The sequence below is a fragment of the Terrabacter sp. 05T424 genome (assembly GCF_056396225.1).
The window spans coordinates 148,370-164,084 of the sequence record NZ_JBFTLB010000002.1 but is presented as its reverse complement, the minus strand read 5'-3'; the positions used below and the strand labels follow the sequence as shown (position 1 = coordinate 164,084).

Annotated in this window: 14 protein-coding genes; 10 read left to right on the top strand and 4 right to left on the bottom strand. The window is 71.8% G+C overall.

The window, feature by feature from the left end; all coding sequences use genetic code 11:
• Window positions 1–4 precede the first annotated feature (4 nt).
• Window positions 5–1,666 (top strand): HNH endonuclease signature motif containing protein, encoded by a 1,662-nt coding sequence (locus AC1DE0_RS05825; RefSeq protein ID WP_478098134.1) that lies wholly within the window; start codon window positions 5–7, stop codon window positions 1,664–1,666.
• A 270-nt stretch (window positions 1,667–1,936) separates the two neighbouring features.
• Here the strand turns inward: AC1DE0_RS05825 and AC1DE0_RS05820 are convergent, their stop codons facing one another.
• Window positions 1,937–2,158, bottom strand: a complete 222-nt coding sequence (locus tag AC1DE0_RS05820; RefSeq protein WP_478098132.1) for a hypothetical protein — start codon at window positions 2,156–2,158, stop codon at window positions 1,937–1,939.
• Between the two features lie 275 nt (window positions 2,159–2,433).
• Window positions 2,434–3,696: an ornithine--oxo-acid transaminase gene (gene rocD / locus AC1DE0_RS05815; protein ID WP_478098129.1), complete on the bottom strand. Its 1,263-nt coding sequence runs from the start codon at window positions 3,694–3,696 to the stop codon at window positions 2,434–2,436.
• 175 nt (window positions 3,697–3,871) lie between these two features.
• Between rocD and AC1DE0_RS05810 the strand changes: the two genes are divergently transcribed.
• From AC1DE0_RS05810 to AC1DE0_RS05800, 3 genes are all read left to right on the top strand, one after another.
• Window positions 3,872–5,290, top strand: a complete 1,419-nt coding sequence (locus tag AC1DE0_RS05810; protein ID WP_478098125.1) for a cyclic 2,3-diphosphoglycerate synthase — start codon at window positions 3,872–3,874, stop codon at window positions 5,288–5,290.
• The gene (locus tag AC1DE0_RS05805) at window positions 5,287–5,781 is read left to right on the top strand and encodes a hypothetical protein (RefSeq protein ID WP_478098123.1); all 495 of its coding nucleotides are present in this window, start codon (window positions 5,287–5,289) and stop codon (window positions 5,779–5,781) included. The genes AC1DE0_RS05810 and AC1DE0_RS05805 overlap by 4 nt, the downstream gene beginning before the upstream one ends.
• Before the next feature lie 219 nt (window positions 5,782–6,000).
• Window positions 6,001–7,593, top strand: a complete 1,593-nt coding sequence (locus AC1DE0_RS05800) for a DUF4389 domain-containing protein (protein ID WP_478098121.1) — start codon at window positions 6,001–6,003, stop codon at window positions 7,591–7,593.
• Window positions 7,594–7,759: 166 nt separating this feature from the next.
• Here AC1DE0_RS05800 and AC1DE0_RS05795 read toward each other — a convergent pair whose 3' ends face one another.
• Both AC1DE0_RS05795 and AC1DE0_RS05790 read right to left on the bottom strand, forming a co-directional pair.
• Window positions 7,760–7,945, bottom strand: a complete 186-nt coding sequence (locus tag AC1DE0_RS05795; RefSeq protein ID WP_478098119.1) for a hypothetical protein — start codon at window positions 7,943–7,945, stop codon at window positions 7,760–7,762.
• Window positions 7,942–8,883, bottom strand: a complete 942-nt coding sequence (locus AC1DE0_RS05790) for a lysophospholipase (protein ID WP_478098118.1) — start codon at window positions 8,881–8,883, stop codon at window positions 7,942–7,944. The genes AC1DE0_RS05795 and AC1DE0_RS05790 overlap by 4 nt, the downstream gene beginning before the upstream one ends.
• 204 nt (window positions 8,884–9,087) lie before the next feature.
• Here AC1DE0_RS05790 and AC1DE0_RS05785 point away from each other — a divergent pair, with 204 nt between their 5' ends.
• The 6 genes from AC1DE0_RS05785 (at window position 9,088) to AC1DE0_RS05760 (ending at window position 15,401) form a co-directional block, all read left to right on the top strand.
• A complete protein-coding gene (locus AC1DE0_RS05785; protein WP_478098116.1) occupies window positions 9,088–9,849 on the top strand; it encodes a DeoR/GlpR family DNA-binding transcription regulator in 762 nt (253 codons plus the stop codon).
• Window positions 9,846–10,790 (top strand): 1-phosphofructokinase, encoded by a 945-nt coding sequence (gene pfkB, locus AC1DE0_RS05780; protein WP_478098114.1) that lies wholly within the window; start codon window positions 9,846–9,848, stop codon window positions 10,788–10,790. The genes AC1DE0_RS05785 and pfkB overlap by 4 nt, the downstream gene beginning before the upstream one ends.
• 69 nt (window positions 10,791–10,859) lie before the next feature.
• Window positions 10,860–12,959, top strand: coding sequence for a PTS fructose transporter subunit IIABC (locus tag AC1DE0_RS05775; RefSeq protein ID WP_478098112.1), 2,100 nt, complete (start codon window positions 10,860–10,862; stop codon window positions 12,957–12,959).
• A 151-nt stretch (window positions 12,960–13,110) separates the two neighbouring features.
• Complete coding sequence (locus AC1DE0_RS05770; protein WP_478098110.1) at window positions 13,111–13,380, top strand: HPr family phosphocarrier protein; 270 nt, start codon at window positions 13,111–13,113, stop codon at window positions 13,378–13,380.
• A gap of 5 nt (window positions 13,381–13,385) precedes the next feature.
• On the top strand, window positions 13,386–15,077 hold the full coding sequence (ptsP, locus tag AC1DE0_RS05765; protein WP_478098109.1) for a phosphoenolpyruvate--protein phosphotransferase: 1,692 nt from the start codon (window positions 13,386–13,388) through the stop codon (window positions 15,075–15,077).
• A gap of 153 nt (window positions 15,078–15,230) precedes the next feature.
• Window positions 15,231–15,401, top strand: a complete 171-nt coding sequence (locus AC1DE0_RS05760) for a hypothetical protein (RefSeq protein ID WP_478098107.1) — start codon at window positions 15,231–15,233, stop codon at window positions 15,399–15,401.
• The last annotated feature ends 314 nt before the right edge of the window (window positions 15,402–15,715 follow it).

Below are 15,715 nucleotides of genomic sequence, written 5' to 3'. Positions count from 1 at the left end.
ACTCATGTCCACCGAACCATCGACGCTCGAGCTCCTGCGGAGCCGGCTCGCCGACCTCGAGACGCGACAGCGCGCCGCGGGTGGCGCGTCCGAGCCTGGTTTCTGGGAGAGGTTCTCGGGGCGTATGCCGTCTGCGTCGTCCCAGCCCGCCGCGCCGTCTGGGCGTGGCCGGGGGAGGGCGCGACAGGTGGCGCCGCGGGCGCGTCCGGTCTCGAAGCCGGGGGGTGCGTGGGCGGGGGTGCCGGTCGATTTTCTCGACTCGTTGGACTTCGGCAACGTGCCGTGGCTCGGTGCAGCCGGCTACGAGGAGATGGTCAACGACCCCGCCTGGATCGAGTCCGTGGAGGCCGAGGCCGAGGCGCGGGCTCAACGCCGCTCCACTGACATCGGTGCGCACGGCTTGGAGCAGGACGCGAGCCGAGGCGAGAGCGGTGACGGCGGCGGCGAGTGGGTTGGCAGCCAAGAGGCGATCTCGATCGAGGCCAGCCTCGGCATCGGCCTGGCGTCACACCCGGAGGTCGAGCTGACCGCCGCAGCGGAGCGGGTGGCCGGCGAGCGGCGGGCCCTGGAGGTCACCCTCGTCACCATCGTGTCCGAGCTCGTCGCGCGCGGCGTCGAGGCACCGAGCGGACTCTCGCGCACCGACTGGCTCCGAATGCACGACCCCAGCCTGACCGCCGCGCAGGCCAAGGCGTTCGTCACCGTCGGCACGGCGCTGGCCGAGGCCCGGTGGGCGCGGTTGCGGATGCTGGTGGCCACCTGGCAGGTCACCGTCGGCAACGCCGCCCAGATCATCGACTTCGACACCCGCACCAGCCCGGTCGCCGACCCCGACGACCTGACCACCGCCCTGGCCGACCTGATCGATCAGGCGCCGCAGCTGCGGCCTGAGGAGCTGGCCCGTATGGTGCGGCACCACACCGAGCAGGTCCGCCCGCCGCGTGATGAGGACCAGCTCGACCGCGGCCGCCGCGCGGCCCGCGGCCTCTGGTGCACCCCACCGAACGCGACCGGCATGGTCGGGCTGCGCGGAGTGCTCGACCCCGAGGGCGCCGCGATCCTCAAGGCCGCGATCGAACCGCTGTCGGCCCCGCGGCCCGAGAAGGACGAGGCAGGCCGCACCATCGCCGCCGACGAGCGCACCGCCGCCCGCCGGCGGATGGAGGCCCTGCTCGCGATCGTGGCCCGCGGTGTCGCGGCCGCACGTGGCGTCCCGGTCACCGACAAGGCCAAGGTCGTCGTCCTCATCGACTACGACACTCTTGTCGAGGATCTCAACGACGCCAAGGGTGCCAAGGGGGCCGGCACGACGTTGACCGGTGACGTGCTCTCGCCCAGCGTGGTGCGACGGATGGCGTGCGAGGCCGGCATCATCCCGGTCGTCCTGGGCCGCGACGGGGCACCACTGGATGTCGGCTACCGCGAGCGGCTCTTCACCTACAGCCAGCGGCTGGCCCTGATCGCCCGCGACAAGGGCTGCAGCTTCGAAGGTTGCACGGTGCCCGCGACGTGGTGTGACGCCCACCACGTCCTGCCCTGGTATCGCGGCGGCAAGACCAACCTGGCCAACGGGGCACTGCTGTGCCCGAAGCACCACACCCATGTCCACGAGCACGACCTCACCGCCACGGTCACGGCGACCGGGGTCACCTGGCACACGCGATGACCTCGCCCCACACCCCGCCGACACCGGCGGGGACACCGGCACGTCCGGCTGCGGCAAACGCCATCAACGCCTCCGCTCTCGGTGACGAGGAGTAGCGCGCTGCAACTGCTCGCCACACGGTCCTCGGCGAGGGGGACGTGGTGGGTGCGCGCGGCGACAACCCTTCCCACATCAGCTGGCTGACGCCGGTCTCGATCGTCGTGCCCTCAACCCTCGACGGAGTGGCACGGCGACGCGCCACGGTCCGTCGGTCGTGACCGACCAGACGCCTCAGCGGGTCCGGCGCTCCACGCGTACCGCCTCGCCTCGGTCGACGACGGTGCAGGCGATGATGGCCGACAGCAGCGACCCGAGGCAGATGCCGAGCAGGAGGTTGAGGGCGCCGACGGAAACCTTGTCGGCCATCGTACCTTCGCGGGTCAACGGAGCCACGGCGGCGACGATCGCCGTGGCTGCACCGCCGGACCACAGGCGCGGCACGTCGATGACCATCCGCGGCTCGTGCGCCGCTCGACCCGGCGGACGGGCTGCGGGACGTGCTGCGGGACGGGCTGCTGCGCGGGGCCGCCCTGCTGTCCCGGCACCTGCCGCGTCGGCGCCATGAAGTCGTGGCGCTGCGTGGGATCGTTCGGGTTGCTCATTCGGACCTCCTGGGTCGCCGTCGGCACCGGTGTCGCTCCGCTATCGAGCGTCGACGCCGTTCCTCCGATCCGGTCTGGGTCGGGGGAATGTCGAGGAGGGGCAGCTGGGTGCAGGCGGTCCACGCGTCAGGGAAGGATGCGGCGGAAGGCATCGAGGAGGACCTCGATGTCGGCCTCCGTCACCACGAGCGGGGGGGCGATGCGCACCGTCGAGCCGTGGGTGTCCTTGACGAGCACGCCGTGCTCGAGCAGCCGGTGCGAGGCCTCGCGCCCGGTCATCAGGGTGGGGTCGAGGTCGACGCCGGCCCAGAGGCCGCGGCAGCGCACGGCGTCGACGCCGCGCCCGACGAGCGCGCGCAGCCCCTCCTCGAGCAGCACGCCGAGCCGGTGCGCCTGCTGCTGGTACTCACCCGTCGCGAGCAGCCCGACGACGGCCTGCCCGACGGCCGCGGCCAGCGGGTTGCCGCCGAAGGTGGACCCGTGGCTGCCCGGGGTGAAGACGCCGAGCACGTCGCGGTCGGCGACGACGGCCGACACTGGCACGATGCCGCCGCCCAGCGCCTTGCCGAGCACGTAGACATCGGGCACGACGTCCTCGACGCCGCACGCGAACGTCGTGCCGGTGCGGCCGAGGCCTGACTGGATCTCGTCGGCGACCATCAGCACGTTCCGGCTGCGGGTCAGGTCGCGAACGCCGCGCAGCCAGCCGTCCGGCGGGATGATCACACCGGCCTCGCCCTGCACCGGCTCGAGCAGCACCGCCACGGTGTCATCGGTGATCGCCGCCTCCAGCGCCGCCAGGTCGCCGAAGGCCACCATGTCGAAGCCGGGCGTGTAGGGCCCGTAGTGGTCGTGCGCGACGGGGTCGTCGGAGAAGCTGATGATCGTCGTCGTGCGGCCGTGGAAGTTGCCGGCCATGACGACGATGCGGGCCCGACCGTCCGGCACGCCCTTGACCTCGTAGCCCCACCGCCGCGCCGTCTTGATCGCCGTCTCGACGGCCTCGGCACCGGTGTTCATCGGCAGCACGAGCTCCTTGCCCGCGAGCACGGCCAGGTCGCGACAGAACGGCCCGAGCCGGTCGCTGTGGAAGGCGCGGCTGGTCAGGGTGAGGCGGTCGAGCTGGGCCCTGGCCGCTCCCACGAGCGCCGGGTGCAGGTGCCCGAAGTTGAGGGCCGAGTAGCCAGCGAGCGCGTCGAGGTAGCGGCGCCCCTCGACGTCGGTCACCCACGCCCCTTCAGCCCTCTCGATGACGACTGGCAGCGGGCTGTAGTTGCTCGCCACCCAGTCCTCGGCGAGAGAGACGTGCTCGTGGGTCGGAGTGCCGGGGGTGGGGCGGTTCGGGTTGGTCTGCTGGCGTGCCCCGGGTCGTGCGGCCGTGTCGCTCACCCCCCGATCGTCGCACCGTCGCCGTTGGGTGGCAGCACAATCCGACGTGACGCCGCTCTCGGCCGTATACCGGGCCGTCGCCCCGGTGGGACACTGGCGATGGCGGGTCCCGCAGCCAGGACTACCCGCGCTGGGGTGTGTCGGTCACGTCGGTGGCCCAGCCACGGAGATGGCCATGCGCAGCACCGATTCCAGCAGCACCGGCACCATCGACACGAGTCGCACCCGCGTCGTCATCCTCGGAGCAGCCGGCCGCGACTTCCACGACTTCAACGTCGTCTTCCGCGACGACCCGACCTACGACGTCGTGGCCTTCACAGCGACGCAGATCCCCGACATCGACGGGCGACGCTACCCGCCGGAGCTTGCGGGATCCCTGTACCCACAAGGCATTCCGATCGTCGCCGAGGCCGAGCTGACCGATCTCATCGCGCGCGAACACGTCGATGTCGTCGTCTTCGCCTACTCCGACGTGCGCCACGAGCAGGTCATGCACCTCGCGTCGCAGGTGATGGCGGCCGGCGCCGACTTCCGGCTGCACGGCGCCCGCCACACGATGCTGCGCAGCTCGCGGCCCGTCGTCGCCGTGACGGCCGTGCGCACGGGTGTCGGCAAGAGCCAGACCACCCGCTACCTCTCGCGCCTGCTGCGCGACCTCGGCCTGCGCGTCGTCGCGGTGCGCCACCCGATGCCCTACGGCGACCTCGCCGCCCAGGCCGTCCAGCGCTTCGCCACCCCCGCAGACCTCGACCTGCACGACTGCACCATCGAGGAGCGCGAGGAGTACGAGCCGCACATCGACAACGGCGTCATCGTCTACGCCGGCGTCGACTACGAGCGGATCCTCCGCGAGGCCGAGCAGGAGGCCGACGTCATCCTCTGGGACGGCGGCAACAACGACCTCCCCTTCTACGTTCCGGACTTCCACCTCGTGCTCGCCGACCCGCTGCGCCCGGGCGACGAGGCCACCTACCACCCCGGCGAGACGAACGTGCGCATGGCAGACGTCGTGGTCATCGCGAAGTGCGACTCGGCGACGCCCGGCGACATCGAGGCGGTCGAGGCATCGGTCCACGCGCTCAACCCCGAGGCCACCGTGCTGCGGGCGGAAAGCCCTGTCACCGTGGACGATCCGGCCGCCCTCCGCGGCCGACGCGTCATCGCCGTCGAGGACGGGCCGACCCTGACGCACGGCTCGATGACCTACGGGGCCGGGGTCGTCGGGGCCCGCGCCGCCGGTGCCACCGAGATCGTCGACCCGAGCCCGTATGCCGTCGGGTCGATCGCCACGACCTACGCGAAGTACCCGAACGCGCGGGGTGTGCTGCCGGCCATGGGCTACGGCGCCACCCAGGTCGGCGACCTGGAGGCGACGATCCGCGCTGCAGTCGAGGCGGGAGCCTGCGAGGCCGTCGTTGCCGGCACGCCCATCGACCTGACCCGCGTGCTGTCGGCGCCGGTTCCGGTCGTGCGCGCCCGCTACGAGCTGCGCGAGGTCGTGCCCGGTGGTCTGGCCGCGGCCGTGCGCTCCGCCCTGGCGGCGGAGCTGCTCGAACGGCATACGGGCTCGGTGCCTGCCGGGAGCGTGTCATGAGTGCCACGACCGACCACCAGCCGTCCGACTCGCGCGACCACCGGTCGGGCCATCTGTCCGAGCCCGGGGAAGCGCCGCCGCCGGGCCGCGCCGCGAACGCGACGGGCAGCTACTTCGGCGGCGCCGTCGTCAACGTGGTCCTGCTCGTGCTCGTCAACGTCTGGCCCGGCTGGGAGGTCGTGCCGTTCCTCACCGACCGGATGACGCTGGTGCTGGGCCTCGTCAACGCCTCGCTCGTCGTCGGCATCGTCGTCAACCTCGTGCGCACCGCGTGGCACCCGCCGCGGCTCAAGGCGCTCGGCGACCTCGCCATCGGCGGCGTCGGCACCGCCGCCCTGGTGCGGATCTGGCAGGTCTTCCCGTTCGACCTGCAGGGGAGTGCCTGGGAGACCGTGGTGCGCGTGCTGCTCGTGCTGGGTCTCGTCGGCAGCGGCATCTCGATGCTCGTCGCACTGGTCCGACTCGTCCGAGGTGCACCGAATCGCACGTGAGTCCTGCCACGAAAATCCAGCTATTGCAGGCGAACTCGTCAGATCGGCGTAGCGTCGAAGGACCGGGGAAGTCCAGGACGCTGACACAGCCGTCCGCGTCGCCCCGGCGCAGTGAGACACGGCCTTTTCGCCGAGACAGGTCGCTGGAGCATGTCCGCAAGCAGCAGCCCTCCACCTGTGCGCGCATCGCACCCCACCCGCCCCCATCTGGTAGCCCTCGTGATCGGCTGCCTCCTCCTCCTTCCCGGACTCGGCCTGCTCCTCGGGGGCGCAGGCCTCGGCATCACGTATGCCGTGGGCCGGGACACCGCCGGCTACCTCTCCGGGTCGCTGCCGAGCCTGCGCAGCCCCACCGCGGCGATCACCGCCGAGGACGTCGCCGTGCAGACCGGTCCCGACGTGCCGAACTGGGTGTTCGACCGGCTCGACGTCGAGGTGCGCCTGACGGCGACACCCGCGACGGACGGTCGTGCCGTCTTCATCGGCATCGGTGACGCCAGCCGCGTCGCCACCTACCTCTCCGGGGTGGCGCACGACGAGATCGTCGACATCACGGACCCGTTCTCGCGTGGCGAGCGGGCGGCGGTGCTGCGCACGAGCCCGGGTGACTCGACCGCGGCTCCGCCCTCGGGCCAGTCCTTCTGGGCCGCCACCGCCGACGGCACGGGGACGCAGGCGCTGACCTGGCGCGTCACCGACGGTCACTGGGCCGTCGTGCTCATGAACGCCGACGGCAGCCCCGGGGTCGACGTCGCGGCCAGCATGGGGGTGCGCGCCGGGTTCCTCATCCCGCTCGCCCTCGTCATGCTCGGTGTCGGCCTCGTGCTGACCGGGCTCGCCGTGGCCCTCATCATCCGCGGCACCGGAGCCTCCCGCGGCGACGGCTACCCGCGCGATGGCACGGGCTACCCGACCTACCCGGCGCAGTCTGCGTATGCGGCACCTGCCGTGCCCGGTGCACCTGGCGCTTCCGGCGCCCCTGGGAACGGGGCGCCACCGCCCCCACCCGGGTCGACGGCATACGTGGTCGGTGACGCCGGCGCGACCGCACCGCACACGTGGGGCGCGGCCTCCCGCGCCGTGAGCCCGGTGCGGCTCGACGCGCGCCTCGACGAGCCGCTGTCGCGGTGGCTGTGGCTGCTCAAGTGGCTGCTCGTCATCCCGCACCTCTTCGTGCTGGCTTTCCTCTGGTGCGCGTTCTGGGTGGTGTCGGTCATCGCGTTCTTCGCGATCCTCGTGACGGGGCAGTACCCGCGCGGCCTCTTCGACTTCAACCTCGGGGTGCTGCGCTGGACGTGGCGAGTGTCGTACTACGCGAACGGCGCGTTCGCCACCGACCGCTACCCGCCGTTCAGCCTGGGGCTCGAGCCCGACTACCCGGCGACGCTCGACATCGCCTACCCGGAGCGGCTCTCGCGCGGGCTCGTGCTCGTCAAGTGGTGGCTGCTCGCGATCCCGCACTACATCATCGTGGGACTGATCGTCGGTGGGGGCTGGGCGTGGAACCGGGTCCAGGACGGCGGTGCGCACCTCGAGTCGTTCGGGTGGGGCCTGCTCAGCCTGCTCGTGCTCGTGGCCGGCCTGTCGCTCCTCTTCGCCGACCGCTACCCGCGGGCGCTGTTCGACCTGGTCATCGGGCTCAACCGCTGGGTCTACCGCGTCGCCGCGTATGCCGCCCTGATGACCGACGTGTACCCGCCGTTCCAGCTCGACGAGGGTGGCGCCGAGACGCCGTTGCCCCCGCCTCCGCCGCCCCCGCCGCCGTCCGTCGGCGCCGAGCGGGCCGAGCCCCCACCCCAGTTCACGATCTGACCAGTCGAGTGCTCACTTCCCGACGGATCCCCGTCGGGAAGTGAGCACTCGATGTGCGTGGGGCGTCGGGAAGTGGGCACTCGATGGACGTGGGCGTCGGAAGGTGGGCACTCGAGTGAGTCTTGGGCCCGCCTTCAGTCGAGTGCTCAGTTTCCGACGGACCCTTCTACTGCTTGCGCGGGCGGGACAGCGCCAGACCCAGGCCGGCGACCGCGACGATCGGGCCGATCACGGCCCAGATGACGTGGCCCGACATGCCGCTCCCGCCGACGTAGCCGAGCCCCTGCAGGGTCCACAGGGCGCCCATCGCCAGCAGCACCACGCCGATGATGACGCGCACCGGCCCGGTCATGAGCGTGCGGCGACGAGATGGGAGTCGAGCCACTCGAGCAGCTCGGCCTCCACCTCGTCGCGGTTGGTCTCGTTGAGGATCTCGTGCCGCGCGTCGGGCCAGAGCGTGAGCGTCACGTCCTGCACGCCGAGGCGACGCAGCTGGTCGGCCACCGCGCGCACGCCCTTGCCGTTCGCGCCGACGGGGTCCTTGTCGCCCGAGACGATGTGGACGGGCAGGCTCTTGGGGATGCGCGAAGCAGACCTGTCGCCGTTGACGGTCTCGAGACCGCGCAGCAGGTCGGCGAATCCGCCTGCGCTGAAGACAAACCCGCAGTCGGGGTCGTTGATGTACTTGTCGACCTCGTCGGGATCCCTCGACAGCCAGTCGAACTGGGTGCGGACTGGCTTGAACGCCGAGTTGTACTGCCCGAACGTCAGGGTGTTCATGAGGCCACTCGTGTGGGTGTGGCCGCGCAGCCGGGCCTGGGTGGCGGCGAGGAAGACGCCGACCTTGCCGAGGGCGCCTGCGCCGCCCGCGGTTCCCGACAGCACGAGGCCGGCGAGCTCGGAACCGTACTGGGCCGCATACCCGCGGGCGATGAACGAGCCCATGCTGTGGCCGAGGAGGAAGACGGGCAGCCCCGGCTGCTCCTCGCGCGCCGTGTCGGTGACGGCGTGCAGGTCGTCGACGACGGCCTGCCAGCCGTCCTTCTCGTTGAAGAAGCCGCGCTTCCCGGACGACTGGCCGGACGTCTGGCCGTGGCCGCGGTGGTCGGAGCCGTAGACGGCATACCCGTGGTCGGTGAGGCGCTGCGCGAAGCGGGCGTAGCGGCTGGAGTGCTCGGCGAGCCCGTGTGCGATCTGCACGACCGCCTTGGCCCGGCCGTCGGGGAGCCACCGGTTGACGAAGACCTCGGTGCTGTCGGGGGTCGTCAGCGTGAACGTGCTGCTCTGCATGAGCCGAACTGTATGCCGCAGGACCGGGTTGCGCCCGCGACCGGGCGCCGGACGCGCTGCCCGGTTCGGGCATGAATCTGTGTTTCCGGATCGATTCCCACAAAAACGGGTGCCCGAATCTCTTTACATCGAACCGAGCCGGTGGTTTCCTAGAGCAACGGCCCGAGGTGGGGCCCGCAGGGACGACAGGACGAGGGAGTCCGGGTGTACGCAGCGGAGCGGCAGCAGCGCATCATCGCCGAGGCACGCCGTGCCGGCCGCGTCGAGGTCACCGCGCTCGCCGACTCCCTGGGGGTCGCCGCCGAGACCGTCCGCCGCGACCTCACCGCCCTCGAGCGCCGCGGGTCGCTGCGCCGGGTCCACGGTGGCGCGATCCCCGTCGAGCGCCTCGAGGTCGAGCCGTCGCTCGCCACGCGCTCGGGCCGCCTGGCCGACGTCAAGCGCCGCATCGCGGCCCGCGCCCTCGACGAGCTGCCGAGCGGCGGCAGCATCATCCTCGACGCCGGGTCGACGTCACTCTCGGTCGCCGAGATGCTCCCGCCCGACATCGACCTCACGGTCCTCACCAACAGCCTGGCCGCCGCGAGCGTCCTGTCGAGCCACCCCGGCATCAACCTCTACCTCCTCGGCGGGCGGGTGCGCGGCACCACCGGTGCGGCCGTCGGCGACTGGGCCATCAGCCCCCTCGCCGACGTCACCGTCGACCTCGCGATGCTCGGCACGAACGGCATCTCCGTCGCCCGCGGGCTGACGACGCCCGACCAGTCCGAGTCCCTCGTCAAGCGCGCCATGGTGCGCGCCGCCCGCCGGTGCATCGTCCTCACCGACTCGAGCAAGGCCGGTGACGACCACCTGCACCGGTTCGCCCAGCTGTCCGAGATCGACCTCGTCATCACCGACACCGACCTCGACGACGACGTCGCCGCCGAGATCCGTGCGGCCGGACCGGAAGTGGTGACCGCATGATCGTCACGCTCACGCCCAACCCCAGCATCGACCGCGCCGTCTTCATCGACGCGCTCCACCGCGGTGAGGTGCACCGCAGCAGTGGTGGCCGCATCGACCCGGGAGGCAAGGGCGTCAACGTCTCTCGCGCGCTCGCCGCCCAGGGCGCCGACACCACCGCCGTGCTCCCGATCGGCGGACCCGAGGGCCACCTCCTCGAGGACCTCCTCGACACCGCCGGTGTCGCCCACGCCTCCGTGCCCGTGACTGGCACGGTCCGCATGAACATCAGCGTCCTCGAGCCCGACGGCACGACGACGAAGCTCAACGAGCCCGGCCCGGACCTCTCGCCGGCCGAGGTCGAGGCCCTCGTCGAGACCACCCTCGAACGCAGCGCCGGCGCCGCCTGGGTCGTCGGCTGCGGCAGCCTCCCGCCCGGCGCTCCCGTCGACCTGTATGCCGTCCTCGTCGCCAGGGTGCGCGGGCGCGGTGGCCGCATCGCCATCGACTCGTCCGGTGCCCCGTTCGCGGCGGCGGTCGCGGCGAAGCCGCACCTGATCAAGCCGAACCACGAGGAGCTCGCCGAGCTCGTCGACCACGACCTGCCCACCCTGGGCCACGTGCGTGACGCCGCCCGCGAGCTCGTGGCCGGCGGCATCCAGGTCGTCGCCGTCAGCCTCGGCGGCGACGGCGCCCTGCTGGTGACCGACGGGGCCTCGGCGCACGCCCGGGCCACGATCGCCGCCCCCCTGTCCACCGTGGGCGCCGGCGACTGCATGCTCGCCGGCCTGCTCCACGGACTGTCCACCGGGCTCGACCCGGCGGACGCCCTGATGGCCGGGGTGAGGTGGGGCGCTGCGGCGGTCACCCTCCCCGGAAGCCGCGTGCCGACCCCCGAAGACCTCGACGGCATACGCGCGGAGCTGACCCACGAGCCCGACCTCGACCGCGTCCTCACCTGACCCGGCCACCCAGCGGACACACACAAGACGCCGAACACCGATCGTCCCGATCCTCCGAAAGGAACCCCCATGTCCCTCATCACCGAAGAGCAGGTCGTCCTCGACCTCACAGGTGCCGATCGCCACGAGGCGACGCGGAGGCTCGGCGAGCGCCTCGTCGCGTCCGGCCGGTGCACCGACCTCGACACCTTCCTCGACGACGTGCGCAAGCGAGAGGAGACGATGGCGACCGGCCTGCCCGGCGGCATCGGCATCCCGCACGCTCGCAGCACGGCGATCACCGAGCCGTCGCTCGTCTTCGGCCGCGCGACGGACGGGGGCGGCATCGACTGGGGCGCCAAGGACGGCCCGGCCACGCTCGTCTTCCTCATCGCGGCCCCCGAGGGCGGCGGTGACGCGCACATGCAGATGCTGCCCAAGCTCGCCCGCGCCCTCATGAAGAAGGACTTCAAGGCCGCCCTCGCAACGGCCACCACCGAGGCCGAGGTCGTGCGCATCGTCAGCGCCGAGGTCGAGCTCGACCAGCCGGCCGGTGCCGCCGCCCCGGCTGCCGCTGCGGCGTCCGCCGGCGCCGTTGACCGCACCGGTGCAGCTTCCGGCACCGTGGCCACGGCCGAGACGCCTGGAGCCCGCACGCTCAACCTCGTCGGCGTCACGTCGTGCCCGACCGGCATCGCCCACACCTACATGGCCGCCGAGGGCCTCGAGAACGCCGCGAAGGCCGCCGGCCACACGATGCTCGTCGAGACCCAGGGCTCGGCGGGGTCCAAGCCCCTGAGCGCGGCCCAGATCGCCGCGGCCGACGCCGTGATCTTCGCCCACGACCTGCCCGTCAAGGACGCCGGCCGCTTCGCCGGCAAGCCGCTCGTCGACGTGGGCGTCAAGAAGGGCATCTCCGACGGCCCGGCTCTCGTGCTCCAGGCCGAGCGACTCGTCGCCGAGTGGGACGCCGACCCGAGCAAGCGAGAGGCCGCCGCCGCGGCTGCGGCCGTCGCAGGATCGTCGGGTGGCCTCACCTCGAAGGTCCAGGAGGGCGCGAGCACCGCCACCAAGGTGCGCCAGTGGCTGATGACCGGTGTCTCCTACATGATCCCGTTCGTCGCCGCGGGCGGCATCCTCATCGCGCTGTCCTTCATGCTCGCCCAGATCGCGCTCGGCCAGGACGGCGCCATCCAGATCGTGAAGTACGGCCTGACCGCCGAGGGGCAGTTCAACATCGCCCAGAACTTCAACCCGTTCAGCCTCACGTCGTGGGCAGCGCTCCTCTTCGTGATCGGCGGTGCCTCGTTCGGCTTCCTCGTGCCGATCCTCTCCGGCTTCATCGCCTTCGCGATCGCCGACCGTCCCGGGCTGGTGCCCGGCATCGTCGGCGGCGCCGTGGCCTCGACGATGGGCGCAGGGTTCCTCGGCGGCCTCGTCACCGGCCTGCTCGGCGGCTTCGTCGCCCGCTGGGTGTCGGGCTGGAACGTCGCCAAGGGCGTACGCGGTGTCATGCCCGTCGTCGTCATCCCGCTGCTCAGCTCGCTCATCACGATCGGCCTGTTCATCACGGTGCTCGGCCGCCCGATCAAGGGCATCACCGACGGCCTCAACAGCTGGCTCACGGGCATGACCGGCGCGAGCTCGATCATCCTCGGCATCATCCTCGGCGCCATGATGGGTTTCGACCTCGGTGGCCCGGTCAACAAGGTCGCGTACGCGTTCGCCACCACCGGTCTCGCAGCCGCGGGTGCGTCCACCGACGCACCACAGCTGAAGATCATGGCCGCCGTCATGGCTGCCGGCATGGTCGCTCCGCTCTCCATGGCCCTCGCCACCACGATCCGCCCGCACCTCTTCTCCGAGCCCGAGCGTGAGAACGGCAAGGCGGCCTGGCTGCTCGGGTTCTCGTTCATCTCCGAGGGAGCCATCCCGTTCGCCGCGGCCGACCCGGTGCGCATCATCGCCAGCTCGGTCGTCGGTTCCGCCGTCACCGGAGCGCTCGCGATGCTCTTCGGCACGACGCTCCGCGCCCCGCACGGAGGCATCTGGGTGCTGCCGCTCATCGGCAACTTCCTGCTCTTCTTGGTCGCCCTCGCGGCCGGGGTGCTCGTCATGACCGGCATCGTCGTCACCCTCAAGTCGCGGGAGACGAACCTCGCCGAGATCGACGCGACCGCTACGGTCTGATCAGGACGTGACCCAGGTCACTCGCTGACCTGGGTCACGACTGCTCGACCGCTCGAACGCTCGAACGCTTGACTGCTCGAACGCTTGACTGCTCGACCGCCCCGCACGACACCTGTCAGCACAGCCTCTCATCCAAGAAGGAGCACGCCACATGGCAACCCGTACCGTCACCATCGCCTCCTCGGTGGGCCTGCACGCCCGTCCGGCCGCGCTCTTCGTCGAGGCCGCGAGCAGCTCCGGCCTCGACGTCGAGATCGCCAAGCCGGGCGAGGACCCCGTCGACGCGACGAGCATCCTCGGCGTCATGGCCCTCGGGGCCAAGCACGGCGAGGAGGTCGTCCTGACGGCCGAGGGCGACGGCGCCGACGAGACGCTCGACTCGCTCGTCGAGCTGCTGTCGCGCGACCTCGACGCCGAGTAGTCGTCATGGCCGACTCGGAAACCAGCGAGACCAGGCAGGGAATCGGCGTCAGCCCGGGCACGGCATACGGGCCGGTGGTGCAGGTCGCGCCACCGGTCCGGCCGCCGGCGAACGAGCCGGCCGTCGACGACCAGGAGGCGGCGCTCGCCGACGTGAAGGCGGCGTTCGAGTCGGTCGCGGTCTCGCTCGAGGAGCGGGCCACCCGGGTCGACGACACGGCCCAGCAGATCCTAAAGGCGACGGCTCTCATCGCCCGCGACAAGGGCCTCGTCAAGGCAGCGACGAAAGAGCTCGCCGCCGGCCACGGCCGGGCGAACTCCATCGCCAACGCCATCGAGACGTATGCCGCCCAGTTCGAGGCGCTCGGCGGCTACTTCGCCGAGCGGGTGGCCGACCTGCGCGACGTCGGGTCCCGTGCTGTCGCAGCCGTTCTCGGCGTCCCGGCACCGGGTGTGCCGGCCTTCTCCGAGCCGAGCGTCATCGTCGCCGAAGACCTCGCTCCTGCCGAGACGGCAACGCTCGACCGGTCGCTCGTCGTCGGCATCATCACCGAGGCGGGCGGTCGCACCAGCCACACCGCGATCCTCGCCGCCCAGATGGGCATCCCCGCCGTCGTGCAGGTGCCCCACGCGACGTCGATCGCGGCCGGCACACCCGTGGCGCTCGACGGCGACTCGGGCGAGGTCAGCATCGCCCCCGACATGTCGCTCGTGACCGCCCAGCGTGAGCGCGCTGCTCGTCGCAAGGAGGCGCTGTCGCACCTCTCCGGCCCGGGTCGCACCTCCGACGGCGCCGCGGTCGCCCTGCTCGCGAACATCGGCGGTGTTGACGACGCCGTCGCAGCCGGCGCCCAGGACCTCGAGGGTGTCGGCCTGTTCCGCACCGAGTTCGTCTACCTCTCGGCCACCAAGGCCCCGACGGTCGAGGAGCAGACCGAGATCTACCGCGGCGTCTTCGCGCCGTTCGAGGGCCGCCGCGTCGTCGTGCGCACCCTCGACGCCGGAGCCGACAAACCGCTGAAGTTCGCCGACCTCGGGCCCGAGGAGAACCCGGCCCTCGGCCGACGCGGGCTGCGCCTCTCGGCCGAGCGGCCAGACCTGCTCGACGCCCAGCTCGAGGCGCTCGCGGTCGCGGCCCGCGAGACCGGGGCGGACGTGCGCGTCATGGCGCCGATGGTCGCCACCGCCGAGGAGGCGGCGTGGTTCGCCCGCCGCGTGCGCGAGAACGGGCTGCCCAAGGCGGGCGTCATGATCGAGGTGCCGGGCGCCGCCCTGCGCGCCAAGGACGTGCTCGGTGAGGTCGACTTCGGCTCGCTCGGCACCAACGACCTCGCGCAGTACACGATGGCCGCCGACCGCATGCAGGGCGCCCTCTCCGACTTGCTCGACCCCTGGCAGCCGGCCGTGCTCGACGTCGTCGGAGCGGCCTGCGAGGGGGCCACGAAGGTCGACCGGCCGATCGGGGTCTGCGGCGAGTCCGCGGGTGATCCTCTGCTGGCTCTCGTGCTCGTCGGCCTCGGCGTGACCTCGCTGTCGATGGCGCCGAGCAAGGTGCCGGTCGTGCGTCTCGCCCTGTCGCTGCACTCCGTCGCCGAGTGCCAGGCGCTGGCCGCGACCGCCCGCGACTCGCGCACCGCCGTCGACGCGCTGCACGCCGTGCGTGCGGGCGCCAGGAGCGAGCTCACCGACCTGCTCTGACACCGACCTGCTCCGGCACCGACCTGCTCCGGCACCGACCTACCCTGGCACAGCGCTCCGTGACTGTCTTCACTGCCGGCGATGCCTTGCGCCGCAACGCCGTTCACTAGAGTGAAGGTAGGCCTACGGGTCAAGGGCCGTGGGCAACCGGGCATGCGCACCTCGATCGAGGTCCACGTCAGTGGGCTGCCGGCCGTGATCGGCATCTCCGACGTCACCGACACGAAGGTGGCCCTCCAGGACGCCGAGGCCAAGGTCGTCTCGCAGCTGCGCAAGGCCGCCGACCGCCACCACCACCGTCACCCTCGGTCGCCGCGCCACTGATCTCCATGGCTCCGAACAGGGAGCCCACTGTCCGACATGTCGGACCTATCCGGCAGCAAGTTAAAGACCTCGCCAAGGTTTCCCCGATGGCGCGGCGACGGCCACGCGTGCCGCCGCACACTCGTTGCGTCCGGCGCCGTCCGCTCCCATCGGTCGGGACCGCAACGTCCAAACCGCCATTCGGCGCCGGGCTCAGGGGGATGTGCCGTCGGGACGCCACGCTCCGGCGGCACACCCCCGGTACAGGCCTCGGTCACTTGTTTCGGTCACGGGATCGGTCACCGGGATCGGTCACCGGCCGTGACCACACAGGG